11 protein-coding genes are annotated in these 17,062 nt (G+C 64.6%); 5 read left to right on the top strand and 6 right to left on the bottom strand.

Annotated features, from left to right (window positions below; all coding sequences use genetic code 11):
• Positions 1 to 36: 36 nt before the first annotated feature.
• The 6 genes from EHW12_RS15535 to EHW12_RS15505 all read right to left on the bottom strand — a co-directional run bounded on the left by EHW12_RS15535 (position 37) and on the right by EHW12_RS15505 (position 10,430).
• Entirely contained in the window at positions 37 to 4,212 is a 4,176-nt protein-coding gene (locus EHW12_RS15535) for a TIGR02680 family protein (RefSeq protein ID WP_125051102.1), read from the bottom strand.
• Positions 4,209 to 5,651 (bottom strand): TIGR02678 family protein, encoded by a 1,443-nt coding sequence (locus tag EHW12_RS15530; RefSeq protein ID WP_125051100.1) that lies wholly within the window; start codon positions 5,649 to 5,651, stop codon positions 4,209 to 4,211. Before EHW12_RS15530 ends, EHW12_RS15535 begins: the two co-directional genes overlap by 4 nt.
• The gene (locus tag EHW12_RS15525; protein WP_019748531.1) at positions 5,648 to 7,153 is read right to left on the bottom strand and encodes a TIGR02677 family protein; all 1,506 of its coding nucleotides are present in this window, start codon (positions 7,151 to 7,153) and stop codon (positions 5,648 to 5,650) included. The genes EHW12_RS15530 and EHW12_RS15525 overlap by 4 nt, the downstream gene beginning before the upstream one ends.
• A gap of 33 nt (positions 7,154 to 7,186) precedes the next feature.
• A complete protein-coding gene (locus tag EHW12_RS15520) occupies positions 7,187 to 8,272 on the bottom strand; it encodes a hypothetical protein (RefSeq protein WP_125051098.1) in 1,086 nt (361 codons plus the stop codon).
• Positions 8,273 to 8,418: 146 nt separating this feature from the next.
• The gene (locus EHW12_RS15510; RefSeq protein ID WP_164490617.1) at positions 8,419 to 9,534 is read right to left on the bottom strand and encodes an MFS transporter; all 1,116 of its coding nucleotides are present in this window, start codon (positions 9,532 to 9,534) and stop codon (positions 8,419 to 8,421) included.
• Positions 9,535 to 9,575: 41 nt separating this feature from the next.
• Positions 9,576 to 10,430, bottom strand: coding sequence for a PAC2 family protein (locus tag EHW12_RS15505; RefSeq protein WP_223257810.1), 855 nt, complete (start codon positions 10,428 to 10,430; stop codon positions 9,576 to 9,578).
• 168 nt (positions 10,431 to 10,598) lie between these two features.
• Here EHW12_RS15505 and metH point away from each other — a divergent pair, with 168 nt between their 5' ends.
• Genes metH through EHW12_RS15480 form a run of 5 tightly spaced genes read left to right on the top strand, consistent with a single transcriptional unit; the run spans position 10,599 to position 16,973 of the window.
• A complete protein-coding gene (gene metH / locus EHW12_RS15500) occupies positions 10,599 to 14,168 on the top strand; it encodes a methionine synthase (protein WP_125051096.1) in 3,570 nt (1,189 codons plus the stop codon).
• On the top strand, positions 14,161 to 14,859 hold the full coding sequence (locus EHW12_RS15495) for an HAD family phosphatase (RefSeq protein ID WP_007729900.1): 699 nt from the start codon (positions 14,161 to 14,163) through the stop codon (positions 14,857 to 14,859). The genes metH and EHW12_RS15495 overlap by 8 nt, the downstream gene beginning before the upstream one ends.
• A gap of 12 nt (positions 14,860 to 14,871) precedes the next feature.
• On the top strand, positions 14,872 to 15,732 hold the full coding sequence (locus EHW12_RS15490; RefSeq protein ID WP_125051094.1) for a rhodanese-related sulfurtransferase: 861 nt from the start codon (positions 14,872 to 14,874) through the stop codon (positions 15,730 to 15,732).
• Positions 15,733 to 15,735: 3 nt separating this feature from the next.
• Positions 15,736 to 16,650: a pseudouridine synthase gene (locus EHW12_RS15485; protein ID WP_007729895.1), complete on the top strand. Its 915-nt coding sequence runs from the start codon at positions 15,736 to 15,738 to the stop codon at positions 16,648 to 16,650.
• A 59-nt stretch (positions 16,651 to 16,709) separates the two neighbouring features.
• On the top strand, positions 16,710 to 16,973 hold the full coding sequence (locus EHW12_RS15480) for a phosphoribosyl-ATP diphosphatase (protein WP_003944933.1): 264 nt from the start codon (positions 16,710 to 16,712) through the stop codon (positions 16,971 to 16,973).
• The last annotated feature ends 89 nt before the right edge of the window (positions 16,974 to 17,062 follow it).

Here is a 17,062-nt window from a genome sequence, read left to right as displayed (position 1 = left end):
TAACCGCCCGCGGTTAATAAAGGCGCACAGCAGTTTCTAGGCGTAGTCCAACGCACCTTCGGCGGGTGTCGGCACCCGGCGCCGTAGCGGCGAGCCCAATGCCCTCGCCAGATCCGTTCCGTCGTGCTCGGCAAGCAGCTCACCGTTCGACCAGACCAGCAGCGCGGCGCTGACAGCCTGCTCGGCCGTGGAGTGCGCGAGGTCGTAGTGCGCACAGCCGGGGACGTCTGCGTATGTGATCCACAGGTCGTAGCCGGTCATGAAGAGGTCCAGGTCGAACTGAACGCTCAAGCCGAGAAGCTCGCTGCGACCGTTGTCGTCGACACCGGCGAAGGCCTCGTCGAGTGCCAGCAGACGCGGGGCGTGCGGGTCGGCCGAGTCCAACATGACGTGCGCCGCGGCGAACAAAGGAAGGTGCAGCGAGACGGACTGCTCGCCACCGGACAGCGCGCTGTGCCGCGCGACGGTAAGACGGTCTTCCTTGCCCTCACCGCTGATGAGGGTGAACGAGAACACGCGCCATTGACGGTAGTCGAGCGCCGAGGACAGAATCTCCGGGTACGAACGTTCGGGGTGCGCCGCGCGGGCGGTACGGATCTGCGTCGCGAAATGTGCTCGCAGAGTTGCCAGTTCATCGACGCCGAGGGCCGACGCGTCTCGATCCAGCAGCTTGGAGATCGCCCGAGAGCTGTCGTCGAGGTTGTCGGCGAGCACCCAGTGAACGCCGATGGTATTGCCTGAGGACATCCGACGCTCACGCATCTCGGTGCCCATCTGTGCGATCAACTCGCGTGCGTCGACCGTGCGCTCGTGGATCTGCTGAGCCAATCCCGTCAACAGGGCATCTTCGAGAATGCGACGCTCGGATTCGGTGAGCAACTGCTCCTGATCGCCGCGAGCGTCGTGGATCCGCGTTGCGAACTCGCCGATCGACGAATAGCCCTGATCGTCCTGGACTCGTACGACGGTCAGCCCATCCGGTGCATCCCACTGCAGACGGTAGTCCTGTCCGGCGGCGGCGAGTTGCGCGTCGAAGTCCTGCAGCGCCGAGGTCAGTGCCGTGCGGGTTGCCTTGCGGGCGCCGTCGGTGACTCGGACTGCCGAGGTCGCAGCCTCGAGCGCTCGGTACAACCTGTCGACGTCTTCGGGGAGGACAGGCGGGTGGGCTGCGTCCTCGCTGCGATCTTCGTTCTGGATGCGGTAGACCAACTGATCGGGGCTCATCCACGCCGCTGAACTGGCCGGCCAGCTCAGGTGATCCTTGACGCCCAACAATTCCAGCAAGTCGGGGCGAGCATAGGGTGCGAGTCGCTCTGCATCACTGCGGGTTTCGGTCAGGGTGTGACGCAAGGTCTCCACGGCGGTGTTGTACGCACCCTCCGCCGTGCCGATCTGGAGGACGGCGGCGTCGTACGCCTTTCGCGCCGCACGCTGTTCGACCTTGCATTCTTCGATCTTCGCGCGGGCTTTTGCCAGGTCCAGGTCGATCTGCTCGGCGCTGGCACCGAGGGTGTCGCGCAGCGTCTCGAGACGCTGCACCTGCTGGAGCAGACTCTCCTCGGCGATGGCGGCTTCCTCGGCGAATTCCTCCGCATTGGCGCGTGATTCGTCGAGACGGTCGCGAGACTCGCGTTCGAGTTCGACTTCCTTGGCATGCTCCCGCCGGCAGCGCAGCGCCAGTTCGCCCTGCTTCTCGAAATGACGGATCGCCGCCGCGAGGGAGTCGAGTTCACGGCCGATATGCGGCGTCCGGTGCTGCGACGCCGTCGCTCGGAGTTGCTTTTCCTTCGCCGCGAGATCAGCGATCGCCGCATCGAGTTCGCGTTGTGCCGTTTCCGTGGCCTCCGAGCGAGTACGGAGTGCGCCGGCGGATTCGGTGACCGTCTTGAGTGCGCGCAGGATCGAACCTGTCTTCGGCAATTCCTTTGCCGCAGAGTTGATCCGGCTCAGTTGCTCGTTGGTCTGCGCCACCAGTGCCTTGGCCGTATCGACTGCCGCGGCAAGTTCTTCCAGAGCCGCGTCGATCTCGGTGATCCGAGCCTCGCGTCGACGCGCCCGTGCTGTGGTGCCGATGTACTCGGCGTCGGCCTTGACGTGCCGGCCACGCGCGACGCCCTGCCAGAAGCGGCCGTCGACGCCGATCGCGACGCTTGCGTCGGAGTCGCCCGGCGCCTCGACGAGACTGATCGACGCGAGAATGTCCTGTACCCGAGCGTCGGGTACGTCGGCATTGCCTTCGACCTCGAGGACGTCGGCCAGCGTTCGTCCCTTCGGACGCTGCTTGACGGTCAGAGCCGTCAGGAACTGCTCGCTGACGTGCTCGGGAATCTTCTCGTCCGGGCAGACCCAGCCGTCGAGCAGATTTGCCGCCTGGAGTGCGGATTCGATTCCCGTGGCCACGTCTGGTTCGACGGAATCGGCGAAGCGCACCAACTGCCACAGCGGTGCACCACCCAGTTCACTGCGGTTGTCGGAGCGTGCGTGGAAGGCAGGCGGAGCGTCGTCGTGTTCCGCGGAGACGGCCTTGCGCTCGGATTTGAGAGCCGCGATGGAGGCGTGTGATGCAGATATTTCAGCTTCGGCCTCACGTCGACGCTCGCGCAGCGTCTCGGTGCCGGCCTCGGTGTGCTCGGCGAGAACTGCGGACAGCGCCGGAGCGTCTTCGTCGCCGACCTCGGCGAGCGCCGCGTCGAGAGCTTCGAACAGCGACGTGTCGGCGCCGACAGCCGAAAACAGGGAGGAGTGATCGGTCCACCACGCGCGCAGCCCGCTGGCGCACTGACTGCGTGCGAGTTCCACGGCAGCTTCGCCCTCGAGTACCGCGGCCTTGGACGCTTCGAGCAGCTCTTGTCCACGGCGAGAGCTGTTTTCGGCCCGGGTTCGTTCGGTCGCCGCCTTCTCGACGGTCGCCAGTGCGGTGCGGACGACGCGTACGTCACCGTCACGCTCCTCGGCATGGCCACGGACGGCTGCCGTGATCTGGTCACTGCGTGAGCCGTCGGGCAGGGGAGTCCAGACGATGCCGGCGTCCTCGGCTGCTGCCTGAAGTTCGTCCTCGGCGCGCGAGAGTGCTTCGGCCGCACGCTTGACCGACGATGCAGCCTTGTCGGCTTCGTCGCCGCGTTGAGCGAGTGCGGCCTGCGCTTTCCGGGACTTGTCTGCCTGCTGCTCGGTCGAGAGCTTGAGCGTCGCGACGGCCTGGGCGAGGTCGTCGAGTTGCTGTTTGCCTTCGTACGCGCTCGAGCGTTGCAGTGCTTCGACATTGGCGCGCGCGTTCTCGAGTGCCTGCTCGGCCTGGTTGAAGCGCTCCTCGGCTGCTGCCCGCGCCTCACGGCTGCGGGTCTGGGCGAGCGACGACTCGTCCATGGCGGCAACACCTCTGGTGACCGCTGCGAGACGGGTGCTGACCTGTTCGATCTCACCGCGAGACTGCTGACGCAGGTACTTGGTGTAGACCCCGATGAAACTCTGGGCTGCCTGATCGGCGGCCGCGAGCCCCTCGAGCGCGCGGCCGACTTCCTCCATGTCGCTGAACGAACGCGCAGCTTCGAGGACCAACTGATCGTCGAGTGGACGGAGACCGTCGGTGAGTGCCTGCGAAAGGCCCTTCGGGTCGAGGTTCTTCGCGAGCTGGGGGCGGCGAAGCGTGAGAATGAGGTTGATCAGCTGGTCGTATCGCTGCACACCGAGACCGAACATCCGCGCGTCGATGGCTGTGCGGTAGTCGAGGGGACGGTCGGTGATGGCATCGCTGCCGAGTTGTTCGGCAAGCTGCTTCTTGGTCAGGGGGCGATCGTCGTTGCCGATCAGCGAGAAGTCGACCCCGACGCGGCCGTCGGCGACGAAGTACCAGCGGGTGACCTTGTCGTTGGTGCGGGTTGCGCGCATGCCGATGCCCACGGTCACCGACTCGGGATCTTCGAGGGAGCCGCGGCAGAACTCCATCCACACGTAGGAGTGCGCGCTGTCCTGGCCCCGGTAGAGCAGGTTGGACTTCATCGTGCGCTCTTCACCGGCGAACGGGTTGAGGCGCCGCGGTTCGATGCGGCCGTCGAAGACGAACGGGAACAGGACCTCGAGGGCCTTGGTCTTGCCGGATCCGTTGGGTCCCCGCAGAACCAGTCGACCGTCGGCGAACGAGAACTCTTGGTCTCGGTAATCCCAGAGGTTGATGATTCCAGCCCGAGTAGGTCGGAAGCGGGCGTTGCTCATACGTTCTCTACCTCTGATAGTTCGCCGTTGGGGGAAGGTTCGGGGCCGAATTCGTCGACCGGATCCGGTGCGGAGTTGTCCACCGCGAAGTCGATCTGAGGATCGCGTTCGCGCACGGAGACCACGACGTCGCGGTACCGGGCAAGGACGGGCAACACCAGTACGCCGCCGTCGACCGCATGCGTCAGGCGCAGACGTTGCAGCAACCCGAGCGCCTGCTTGCGTAGCCCGTTGTGATCGGCCTGCCACTGCGCCGCGAAAGTTCGCCCGAACTGGTCCACCAACTCGGTGACCTTGTCAGCGAGCCAGTCGTCGTCGATTTTCGGGTACGTGACGGGTGGCGGTGGCTCGGCCGGTTCGCCGGCGGGCAGCACGAAGTCGTCGTCCTCGTCGGCGAGGTCCTCGAAGATCCCGGCCTCGGGGATGGCGGCATCGAGTTGTTCGATCAGGTGATCGTCCGACACGTGCGGGATCGGAAGTTTCGGCAGTTCAGGAGCGTCGACGTCGAGTACGCGGTCGGCAATCTCGCCGGCCAGGAGAAGTGCCACCTGAGCGATCGTTCCGGTGCTCGGGAAGCGGACGTCGGAGAGTCGGCCGGTGGGATCGATCATCGCGATTCCCTCGGCGCGGCGCTCGGCCACCAACCCCGTCAGTAGTTCGACTTCCGACGCGGTCTTGGGCTGCGCCAACGCGATCAATTCGTGCTGATCGAGTTCACCGGCCAGTACGACCGGGCGCTCGACGAGTGCCCGACGTACTCGGCGTCCGATCTCTTTCGCGTCCAAGGGAATTCCGTCGTCCTCGGAGGCGCTCGAGGTCTCCGCCGCCAGCAGCCCTCGGATGGAGTGCAGGTGCTGCAGGGCGCGCGGCGGACGGAACAGGGCCACGACGACGGAACGGTCGATGTCGTAGAGTGCTTCTCCCGCTTCGGGATTGGACGCCCAGCCGTTTGCGTCACCGTCGGCGAGGGCGATGGCGCCTCTGACTCCGAGCCAGCCCACTGCGTCGACGAAGGCGTCGCGGTCGGACGCACGATCGGTGGAGAGTTCGACGCCGTCGACCTGCGCGGCGTCGGCCGCGACGTGATCGGCCAACTCCGACAACGTGATCTGGTTTCCGGCGCGGCCCAATGCGGCCAGGCACAACGCCAGGTAGGCGTAGCGCGTGCGATCGAAGGTTCGCTCGGAGGCAGTTCTGGCCGGTGCCGACGGGTTGAGTCGATCCGACACCGTGAACAGGCGCGCGGTGGTCTCCGTCACCTCGAGGCGGTAGCCGAACAGTTCGAGTAGGTCGTCACGCAGCTCGGTGGCCCAACGGCGCAAGAGCGGCAACGCAATTCGATCCGGGTACGTCGAGGTGATCAGGTGGTTGGACAGGATCACTCGCGCCGCGCGTTGATACGAATCGAGGGCAAGGGGCGTGATCTCGCGAGCTCTCATCGAACACTGACCTCGATGCCGTCGAGATGCATACGCCCGCGGGCGGTCTTGATGGTGGTCGAACCGTCCGAGGGACTGAGTGTCAGCTTCACCCCGTTCTCGCTACCGGTGGAGCTCTTGACGCGTCCCACCACCGGAACGCGCGCGGTCAGTGCTGCATTGAGCAGACTCAGCAAAACTTCGGTCTCCTGCTCGTTGAGTTCACGCTGATAGACGCCGTTCGACGCGAGTGATTGCGCCGCGGCGCTGCGCGTACGTTGCGCCGCCAACTGCTCTTCGCGCAGGCGGCGGATGCTGCCGTCGTTGCGGGCGACTTTGCTCGGCAAGCCGGGTGAGGGCGGGCGGCCGGTTTCGGCGAGTGTTCGCGCGATCTCGACCGGCGGTGCCTCCCACCACGAGCGTGAGTGCGAAATGATGTCGGCGTCCGGATGCACCATCGAGAGATGGCGTGGACGACCGAGGTCGAACACTGCCTGGAACAGAGCATGAGCTGCGTCTTCGGACGGCGTGGCGGCGAACCAGCCGGCGAGGTGCCGGAGCTGGCTCTCACGGCTGACGCCGCCGCGACGGGTTTCCGTGACGCGGCGAAGGAGCGCCAGAACCGCGGCGATCGCGCTCATCGTGCCCTCACGTAGACGCTCGGACTCGCTGATCCCCGATTCCGCGGAGACGAACCAGGCGGTCAATCCTCGCCAACGCGCAGCCCAGTCGTCTTCGCGTTCGGTGATCGGGACGAACACCCGTTCGTCACTGGCGGCGGCGAGGCGGATCATGCGATCGACCCCGGTGGATTCGACGTGCTCGATCGCTTCCTTGAGCTTGGGGGCGTAGCGAGCCAGATCGGAGCTGAACTCCCGCATGTGCGTGAGCAGAGCGTCCTTGTGCGTGAGGAAAGCCTGCGGAGTGATCTCCGTGGTCCGTACGAGGTCCCCGAGGGTCAGATAGAAGTGCGCGGCTCGATCAGCCATGTCGGAGAGTGTCGAGTCGAGGCGCTTGAGCTTGCGGAAGATCAGATCGCCGTCGGAGCTTCGGTTGGCCTCGGCGAGTTCGGACATGTCTGCGAGCAGGTCCGGCAGAGCGAGACGCGAGAGCGACGCCGAGTCCAGGCGTGCGGCGAGAACGTCTTCGACCGATCGATAGACCTGGTATCCGGCCTGACCGAACTGGTAGACGAAGTGGCGATTGCGGTACTCGGCCAGCGTGGCCGCGCGGGTGCCGTCGTAGCTGCGCTCGAGGATCTCCCACACGTGGAGCTGATCCAACAGGGGAGTGACCTCTGCTGCCGACAGATCGGCCGCCGGATCCGATCCACCGATCTTCTCGAGGATTTGCGCGACGGCTCCGGCATGCAGCAGGACGGTGTAGTTGGCGCGAGCATGGTCGAAGGCACGAAGTACCCAGAGGTACTCGGCCCGTTTTTCCGCGATCGTGAACGAAAACAGCTTCAGTCGATTGGTGTCGGCGTACGCGGCGTAATCGGGCGCACTCGTTTCTTCCACCATGACAGGGTAGGCGAGAGACGCCCCCTCTTTTTCCTACGGGCGATCCGTAGCAGGGGATGCGGCGCGTCGCCACTGCGATTCGTTCTCGATCATCCATGTGAGCAGGTGCTCGGCCGCCGCCTCGTCGGAGTCCGGGCCGACCAGCAGATCGGCGAGCGCTTGGCTGGGGGCGACGATGCGGATGCCGTCGCGGGTGAGCAATCGGTCGAAGGCAGACGGTGAGAGGGGAGCGGTGATCCACACGTCACCGCCGGATTCCACCCGCCGTAGTCCGAGAGCGTCGGCGAACTGATCGACGTTGTCGGCATGGAAGTGGGCACGTCGAGTGGGCGCGTACCGAGCAAAGGGTGCGGCGGCCACCGAGGCGGTACCGGCGTAGATGTGACCGCTGAGCTGACGCAGTTGATCGAAGAGTGCTTCCAACCCGTCCGGCGCGTGAAAGCCGTGAGGCGTCGGCGCTTTGGCCCCGGCCTCAGCCGCCCATTCACGAAGCATCTTCGGCCAGCGGACGTCACCGATCCCACCGCGGGGGAGCCTGGTCACCAGTTCACGATCCGACAGTGTCTGAACCACCCGATAGGTTGCTCCCGTCGACGCACCGGCCAGGCGCACCAAGGCAGTGATCGCCAGTGGCGCCGCGAAATCGGCAAGCGCACGCACGACGCGAGCTGACGGATCGCCCGTCAGCTGTCCGGAAGGACGTCCGGGCCCCCGCCACGGATCGGCGTCGGCTCCGCGTCCACGCACCCAGACGGCGGGTCGATCAGCGGTCAACGACACGTTGCCCGTGGCGTCTGCGTACGAGATCGCGTGGGAATCGAGCTGCCGGCGAACCGGCTCGGACAGATATTTTGCGCACACGAAGCCCGATTGACCGGTGGGGAAGCGATCGGCGATACCGGGAACGTCGCTGCTCAGGACACCGTGAGCGGCGTACACGCCGAATTTGGCCACCGAGCCGTCAGGGGAGCGGAGGTCGAGTCGGAGTGGCGCCTCGGACAGGTCGGGGGAGCGCTGTGTCGACAAAGACCAGGTAGGAGGCAAATTTTCTTCGATGACGGCAACCGATCGCCGAAAAATGTCGATCGGCCGTTCCGGTTCCGACTCAGAATCGCTCATGTTCCAATGGTATCAATATCTGTCGACGACGGAAACACAAGATTTTCCGAATAATGTTCGCCCTGACAGCCTCGCGACAACGGTGGTCGCTTTCGCCGAGAAACTCACTACCTACACAACTTCAAATTCGAAATTGCCGAGACCGATCAGCGTTGCTTCGGCATGATCAGGGGAGCGACGACGGCGAGCAGTAGTGCGGGGATCAGGAAGCTCGCGGCAGGCGAAGAGTCGTAAATCGGTGTCAGGGCCAGGGGAGCAAGAGCGGCGCCGCCGAAGCGCATCGCTTGGACGACGGACACGGCGCCGCCACGGTTCGGCCCCGCGGATCCGAGGACCGCCGCGTTGACGCCGACCAGCACGAACTGGCTCGCGACGCCTGCGACAAACCATGCGATCGCGATCACCGGCACCAAGCCGGCAAGGCCGACTACGGAGACCAGAACTGCTCCGCCCAGGGCGCCGATCATCACGGAGGAGCGTGCGCCGATGCGATCGATGAGGATTCCGATGCGCCGGGCCGAGAGGATGCCGGCCACGCCGAAGACGGTGAGCAGTAGGCCGCGGACGGTGGGGGACAGCCCGAACTCGTCTTCGAAGCGGAAGGCGAGCAGGAAGCTCAGTCCACCGAGGGCGCCCCAGCCGAGCAATGCAGCGATACCGATGCGGAGCACTTCGGGGCGTAATGCATCGCGGAGACGGGCGGGAGTGGTCGCTGCCGGTGCTTCGGACTTCGGAAGTCCGACGGCTCCCAGAATGCCCGCGACCACTGCGATGACGAGAAAGGCCAGACGCCAGTCGAATTCGGCCGCCAGTCCGCCGATCAACGGAGCCGACGACTGCCCTGCGGCCTGGAAAGCGCCGAAGGCTCCGAGGGCTCGACCCAGCCGTGCCTGCGGTGTTGCGGCCGCCAACGAGGCAAGCAGTAGCGGCGTGGTGAATGCGTTCGCGGAGCCCTGCAGTACCCGGGCGGCAAGGAAGATCTCGAGTGTCGGGGCGAGGAAGCATGCCAACGACGCGAGGACGTAGACGCCGTAAGCGATGCGCACCGTCCGAACCTTGCCCCACCGCGTCCCGAGTGTCCCCGACACCAACATCAGAGCGGCGAAGGGGAGCAGGTACGCGGTGAGGGAAGAGGCGGCCGCCGACGGACCGACCCCTAGATCGTCACCGATCTCGGGAAGGATCGAAGCAACCACGCCGCCGCCGAACGGGCCGAGGAACCCGCCGGCGTACAGCGCGATCAGCTGAAGCCGGAGGCGCAGTGGGCGCTGTGTACTTCCGCCTTCTTCTGGAGTGTTCTTGCTCACAGTCCGAAGCTGCCGGGGCCTCGCCGTCTGAGGTAGCGCTCGAATTCCGCGGCGATGGCGTCGCCGTCGATCTTGGAGATTGCTTCGCTGATGTCGGTTTCGGCGTCTCCCCGTTCTTCCAGGGTGCGCACGTATTCGCCGATTTCCTCGTCGTCCGCGGTCATTTCGTTGACCGCTTCCTCCCAATCCTCCGACTGAGCCGGGAGCTCCCCGAGTGGGACCTCGATGTCGAGAACATCCTCGACTCGTTGAAGGAGGGCCACTGTGGCCTTCGGGTTGGGTGGCTGCGAGACGTAGTGCGGAACCGCCGCCCAGAACGAAATAGCGGGTACACCAGCACGAACGCACTCGTCCTGAAGAACCCCGGTGATGCCCGTCGGGCCTTCGTACCGCGTCTGTTCCAGGTTGAATCGGGCGGCGGATTCACTGCTGTAGGCCGTGCCCGTCACCGGGACCGGTCGGGTGTGCGGAGTATCGGCGAGCAGGGCGCCGAGGATGACGACCGTCTTGACGTTCAGTTGGTCGATCAGCTCGAGCAGATCCTCGCAGAAACTGCGCCACCGCATGTTGGGCTCGATCCCGCGAAGCAGGACGATGTCGCTCTCGCTGCCAGGAGGCGAACAGACCGACAAACGTGTTGCCGGCCAAACGATTTCGCGAGTGACACCGTCGACCTGCCGGACTGTGGGGCGGTTGACCTGATAGTCGTAGTAGTCCTCTGAATCGAGTTCGGCGAGCGGCTGGGCATCCCAGATCAGCTCGAGATGTTCGACCGCACCGCTGGCTGCGTCACCGGCGTCGTTCCAGCCCTCGAAAGCTGCAACGAGGATGGGATCACGTAGGACAGGGATGTCGCCCTCGAGGCGGTCGCTGCTGTCGACGGCAAAGCCGTCAGGGCTCTCGAAGGCCGCGGAATCATCGAAATCGACCGGGCCGTCGGGAGTGACGGGGAACTCACTTGGACTCACCCACCCAGCCTACGGCCAGAGCTTGTCGGTGCGCCCACTACTCTGGACGGCATGTCTGCCCCATTTAACTCTGCCCTGCTTGATGCGCTGAAACAGCGCGTTGTCATCGGCGACGGAGCGATGGGCACCATGTTGCAGGCCGCGGACCTCACCCTGGACGACTTCCTCGGCCTCGAGGGGTGCAATGAGATCCTCAACGACACCCGTCCCGACGTGCTCAAAGACATCCACCGTGCGTACTTCGCCGCTGGTGCCGATGCCGTCGAGACCAACACCTTCGGTTGCAACCTGCCCAACCTCGCCGACTACGACATCTCTCACCGGATCCGCGAACTCGCGGAAAAAGGCACTGCTCTCGCCCGTGAAGTAGCGGACGAGATGGGACCAGGCCGCGACGGCATGGCCCGATTCGTACTCGGCTCGATGGGACCGGGAACCAAGCTCCCCAGCCTGGGACACGCACCGTACGCAGTCCTGCGTGACGCGTACACCGAAGCTGCGCTCGGCATGATCGACGGTGGCGCCGACGCCATCCTCGTCGAAACCTGCCAGGACCTGCTTCAGGTGAAAGCCGCAATCCTCGGCAGCCAGCGTGCGATGGAGCAACTCGGACTGCGGTTGCCGATCATCACGCACGTGACGGTCGAGACAACCGGAACGATGCTCCTGGGCAGTGAGATCGGTGCGGCGCTGACGGCACTCGAGCCACTCGGTATCGACATGATCGGTCTGAACTGTGCCACCGGGCCGGCCGAGATGAGTGAACATCTCCGTCATCTGTCCAAGTACTCCACGCTGCCGGTGTCGGTCATGCCCAATGCCGGCCTGCCGCAGCTCGGCCCCAAGGGTGCCGAGTATCCGCTGACTGCCGACGAATTGGCCGAAGCCCTCAGTGGTTTCGTCTCCGAGTTCGGACTCGGCCTCGTCGGTGGCTGCTGCGGTACGACGCCCGAGCACATCAGCGCGGTCGCCGACGCGGTTCGTCAGGTCGAGAAGGCCCAGCGCACGCCGATCCACGAGCCGAGCACCTCTTCGCTGTACTCGGCGGTGCCGTTCGAGCAGGACGCCAGCATCCTGATGATCGGCGAACGCACGAACTCCAACGGCTCCAAGGCTTTCCGCGAGGCGATGCTCTCCGCGGACTACCAGAAGTGCCTGGACATCGCCAAGGACCAGACCCGCGACGGCGCACACATGCTCGACCTCAACGTCGACTACGTGGGCCGCGACGGTGCCGCCGACATGTCGGAACTTGCCAGCCGCCTGGCGACGTCCTCGACGCTGCCGATCATGCTCGACTCCACCGAGCCTGCCGTGCTGCAAGCCGGCCTCGAGCACCTCGGTGGCCGCTGCGCCGTCAACTCCGTCAACTACGAAGACGGCGCCGGCCCCGAATCGCGTTTCCACAAGATCATGACTCTGGTCAAGGAGCACGGCGCGGCGGTCGTCGCCCTGACCATCGACGAAGAGGGCCAGGCTCGCACCGCCGAGACGAAGGTCGCCATCGCCAAGCGTCTGATCGAGGACATCAAGGGAAACTGGGGACTCGCCGAGTCCGACATCATCGTCGACGCCTTGACCTTCCCCATCTCCACCGGTCAGGAAGAGGTGCGACGCGACGGCATCGAGACCATCGAAGCCATCCGTCAGCTCAAGGCTGCGTACCCGGAACTCCACTTCACCCTGGGTATCTCGAACATCTCGTTCGGTTTGAACCCGGCCGCACGGCAGGTCCTCAACTCGGTGTTCCTGCACGAGTGCACCGAGGCAGGTCTGGACACGGCGATCGTTCATGCGTCCAAGATTCTGCCGATGGCCCGAATTCCTGACGAGCAGCGTGAAACCGCACTCGACCTCGTCTACGACCGTCGTAGCGAGGGGTACGACCCGCTGCAGAAGCTGATGGCTCTGTTCGAGGGTGTCTCGGCTGCGTCGGCGCGCGAGTCCCGTGCGCAGGAACTGGCGGGACTTCCGTTGTTCGACCGGCTCGAACGCCGCATCGTCGACGGCGAGCGCAACGGCCTTGACGACGACCTCACCGAGGCGATGACGATCAAGCCTCCGCTGGCCATCATCAACGAGACCTTGCTCTCGGGCATGAAGACCGTCGGCGAGCTGTTCGGCTCCGGACAGATGCAGTTGCCGTTCGTGTTGCAGTCGGCCGAGGTCATGAAGGCTGCCGTGGCATTCCTCGAACCGCACATGGAAGCGAGCGACGAGGACGGCAAGGGTCGCATCGTGATCGCGACCGTCAAGGGCGACGTTCACGACATCGGCAAGAACCTGGTCGACATCATCTTGAGCAACAACGGCTACGAGGTCGTCAACATCGGTATCAAGCAGCCGATCGCGACCATCCTCGACGTCGCGTTGGACAAGAAAGCCGACGTGATCGGCATGTCCGGACTGCTCGTGAAGTCCACTGTCGTGATGAAGGAAAACCTCCAGGAACTCAACGCACGCGGAGTCGCCGAGAAGTTCCCGGTTCTGCTCGGTGGTGCGGCGCTCACGCGCTCCTACGTCGAGAACGACCTGCAGGAGGTGTACGAGGGCGACGTCAGCTATGCCCGCGACGCCTTCGAGGGTCTGAACTTGATGGACCAGATCATGACGACCAAGCGTGGTGGCGGCCCGGCGCCGGACAGCCCGGAGGCCATCGCTGCTCGCGAGAAGGCTGCCGAGCGTAAGGCACGTCACGAGCGTTCCAAGCGCATCGCCGAAAAGCGTAAGGCTGCAGCGGTTCCCGTGGTCCTGCCGGAGCGTTCCGATGTCGCAACCGACATCGCGGTGCCGACACCTCCCTTCTGGGGCTCGCGCATCGTCAAGGGAATCTCGCTGTCCGAGTACTCGGGGCTGCTCGACGAGCGCGCTCTTTTCCTCGGCCAGTGGGGCCTTCGCGGTCAGCGCAAGGGCGACGGTCCGACGTACGAGGAACTGGTCGAGTCGGAAGGCCGTCCGCGACTTCGGTACTGGCTCGATCGGTTGACGTCCGAGGGCATCCTCGCGCATGCCGCGGTCGTGTACGGGTACTTCCCGGCGATCTCGGAGGGCGACGACGTCATCGTGCTCACCGAGCCGAAACCGGATGCACCCGAAAGGTTCCGGTTCACCTACCCGCGCCAGCACCGCGACCGCTTCCTGTGCATCGCGGACTTCGTTCGCTCGCGCAAGGACGCCGAGGCCGCCGGGCAGGTCGACGTTCTTCCGTTCCAGTTGGTGACGATGGGTCAGCCGATCGCGGACTTCGCCAACGAGTTGTTCGCATCGAACTCGTACCGCGATTACCTCGAGGTTCACGGAATCGGTGTCCAGCTCACGGAGTCTCTGGCCGAGTACTGGCATCGACGCGTCCGTGAAGAGCTAGTGCTTCCCGAGGGTCACACCGTCGCGGAGCAGGATCCCACCGAGGTTGCCGGTTACTTCGATCTCGAGTACCGCGGCGCTCGTTATTCGTTCGGATACGGCGCGTGCCCGGATCTCGAGGATCGAGCCAAGTTGGTTGCGTTGCTCGAACCCGAACGAATCGGCGTCGAATTGTCCGAGGAGCTGCAGCTGCATCCCGAGCAGTCCACGGACGCTTTTGTCCTGCACCACCCGGAAGCAAAGTATTTCAATGTCTGAGTTGTTGACCGAAGTATCCGAATCAACGCTCGGTGGTGTCCTGTGGGACATGGACGGCACCCTGCTCGATTCGGAGAAGCTGTGGGACATCGCGCTTCGTGAGCTGTCCCTACGCCTGGGCGGACCGATGACGGAAGCGACACGCGTTGCCGTCATCGGTGCGTCGAGCCCCTTCGCCCTTGCGACGGTGTTCGACGCTCTCGGCCTGGAGAAGCATCCCGATGCCATCGCCGAGGCGAAGGACTGGATGTACACCCGCGTCGGCGATCTTTTCGAGGACGGCGTGACCTGGCGGCCGGGTGCTCGCGACGCACTGTCGACCGTGCGTGACGGTGGTCTGCGTTCTGCACTGGTCACCAACACCGAGCGAGTTCTGGTCGATCGGGCACTCGGCATGCTCGGCCGTGAGTTCTTCGACCATTCGGTGTGTGGCGACGAGGTCCCCAACGGGAAACCGGCAGCGGATCCGTACCTGCGCGGCGCGCATCTGCTCGGACTCGAGCCGGCGCAGTGCCTCGCGATCGAGGACTCGCCGACCGGCACGGCGTCGGCCAGCGCTGCGGGTTGCGCGGTGCTCGTCGTTCCGTGTGAGGTCGACGTCCCCGCCGGCCCTGGACGCGTGTTTCGAGAGTCCCTGTTGGACTTGTCCATTCACGATCTTCACGACGTTCACTCGAGCGCGGCACGTTAGGCTGGATTTGCTGTGGCTATTCCGAAAATTGTTCTCTTCTACCAGTTCACGCCGTTGGCGGACCCGGAATCGATCAAGCTGTGGCAGCACAGCCTGGCCGAGTCCAACAACCTGACGGGCCGGATCATCGTCTCGCCGCACGGGATCAACGCGACGGTCGGCGGAGACATCGAGGATGTCAAGCGATATGTCCGTGGTACGCGTGGTTACGAACCCTTCCGTACCGCTGACATCAAGTGGTCGGACGGCCTCGGGAACGATTTCCCTCGTCTGAGTGTCAAGGCACGCTCGGAGATCGTGACGTTCGGTGCCCCCGACGAGCTGAAAGTCGACGAGAACGGTGTGGTCGGCGGAGGAGTTCACCTGGTGCCCAAGGAACTACACGAACTCGTCGACACTCGCGGTGACGACGTCGTGTTCTTCGACGGGCGCAATGCCTTCGAAGCCGAGATCGGCCGTTTCCGAGATGCGATAGTTCCGGACGTCGCCACCACTCGGGATTTCGTCAACGAACTCGACAGTGGCAAATACGACCATCTCAAGGGCAAAGCCGTGGTCACGTACTGCACCGGCGGAGTGCGCTGTGAGGTGTTGTCTTCGCTGATGCGCTCACGTGGCTTCGACGAGGTCTATCAGTTGGACGGCGGAATCGTCCGTTACGGCGAGACTTTCGGCGACCGCGGCCTCTGGGACGGTTCCCTGTACGTGTTCGACAAGCGGATGAACATCGAGTTTTCATCCGAAGCCAAGACACTCGGCGTGTGTGTCGATTGTGGTACTCCGACCCCGCGGTACCGCAACCGGATCGACGGCGACGGCCGAACCCTCGAATTGCTCTGCGAGAGTTGTTCACCAGACCTCGAGCAGGACTGAGCTGTGCCCAAGGCTCCGTTGCCGATCCGAAACGGTCTCGGACCTGACCGGCTGCGGATGCCGGCGGAGTCGTCGGCGCGGACCGTCCTCGAGCACCTGGTCGGCGAGCATCCCGGGGAGCGGGACCTGTGGGCGGACCTCGTCAGCGCCGGGGACGTCGTCGACGAGCACGGGCGGAAGATCACGAGCCGAACGCCCTATCAGCCGACCCGGTTCGTGTACTTCTACCGCGAGCCGGCCCCCGAGATTCCGGTTCCGCACGAGATCGAGATCTTGTACCGCGACGACTCGATTCTCGTGATCGACAAACCGCACTTCCTGGCGACCATTCCACGGGGAGCGCACATCGTCGAAAGCGCAGTCGTGCGCCTGCGTCGTGACCTGGACCTTCCGGATCTTGCGCCAGTTCACCGCCTCGACCGGATGACGGCGGGTGTCATCGTGTTCACCGTGACACCGGACCTACGACGGCCGTACCAGGAACTTTTTGCCGAGCAGCGGATCGTCAAGGAGTACGAGGCGATTGCGGGCTTCGATCCGGAACTGACTTTCCCTCGCACGGTGCGCAGCCGCATCAACAAAGTTCACGGCGAGATGACGGCTACCGAAATCGCGGGCGAGCCGAACAGTGAGACCTCGATCGAACTGATCGAGGTGATCACCGACTCGGCCGGCCGGACGCTCGGGCGATACAGGTTGCTCCCACGGACCGGCCGGACCCATCAGCTTCGGCTGCACCTCAACTCGCTGGGCGTCCCGATCGTCGGTGACAACTACTATCCGGAGTATCTGCCCGCAGTGCCCGGTGACTTCTCGACTCCGTTGCGATTGTTGGCGCGAGCGTTGGAGTACCCGGATCCGATCACCGGGCAGACCCGCAGGTTCGTGAGTTCGCGCAGCCTCGACGCAGGCCTGTGAACACCGCTGTTCGTGGGCGTGTGAAAACCGCTTCCGTCCTCGTGAAAGAATAGCTACCCGTGAAGACCTTCGAATCCTTGTTCGCCGAATTGACCGAGCGCGCTGCTACTCGCCCCGAGGGGTCCGGCACTGTCGCCGCCCTCGACGCCGGTGTGCATGCTCAGGGCAAAAAGGTCATCGAGGAAGCCGGTGAAGTGTGGATCGCTGCGGAATACCAGAGCGATGAGCAGCTAGCCGAGGAAATTTCCCAGCTGCTGTACTGGACGCAGGTGTTGATGGTCGGTCGCGGACTGACCCTCGAGGACGTGTACCGACATCTGTGATCGGAGCTGACCAGCGAGATGTACTCCGTCTCGCTCGTCCAGGGCTTCCGATTCATGTCGTCTCACGTCACCCACACCTTCCGAAAGGA

The organism is Rhodococcus sp. NJ-530 (assembly GCF_003860625.1).
Classification (GTDB): Bacteria; Actinomycetota; Actinomycetes; order Mycobacteriales; family Mycobacteriaceae; genus Rhodococcus_F; species Rhodococcus_F qingshengii.
This window is presented reverse-complemented; position numbering and strand designations above follow the sequence as displayed.

Bases quoted from the DNA above. Each gene is read 5' to 3' on its own strand.
- EHW12_RS15535 (WP_125051102.1), bottom strand. From the start codon at position 4,212: ATGAGCAACGCCCGCTTCCGACCTACTCGGGCTGGAATCATCAACCTC.
- EHW12_RS15530 (WP_125051100.1), bottom strand. From the start codon at position 5,651: ATGAGAGCTCGCGAGATCACGCCCCTTGCCCTCGATTCGTATCAACGC.
- EHW12_RS15525 (WP_019748531.1), bottom strand. From the start codon at position 7,153: ATGGTGGAAGAAACGAGTGCGCCCGATTACGCCGCGTACGCCGACACC.
- EHW12_RS15520 (WP_125051098.1), bottom strand. From the start codon at position 8,272: ATGAGCGATTCTGAGTCGGAACCGGAACGGCCGATCGACATTTTTCGG.
- metH (WP_125051096.1), top strand. From the start codon at position 10,599: ATGTCTGCCCCATTTAACTCTGCCCTGCTTGATGCGCTGAAACAGCGC.
- EHW12_RS15495 (WP_007729900.1), top strand. From the start codon at position 14,161: ATGTCTGAGTTGTTGACCGAAGTATCCGAATCAACGCTCGGTGGTGTC.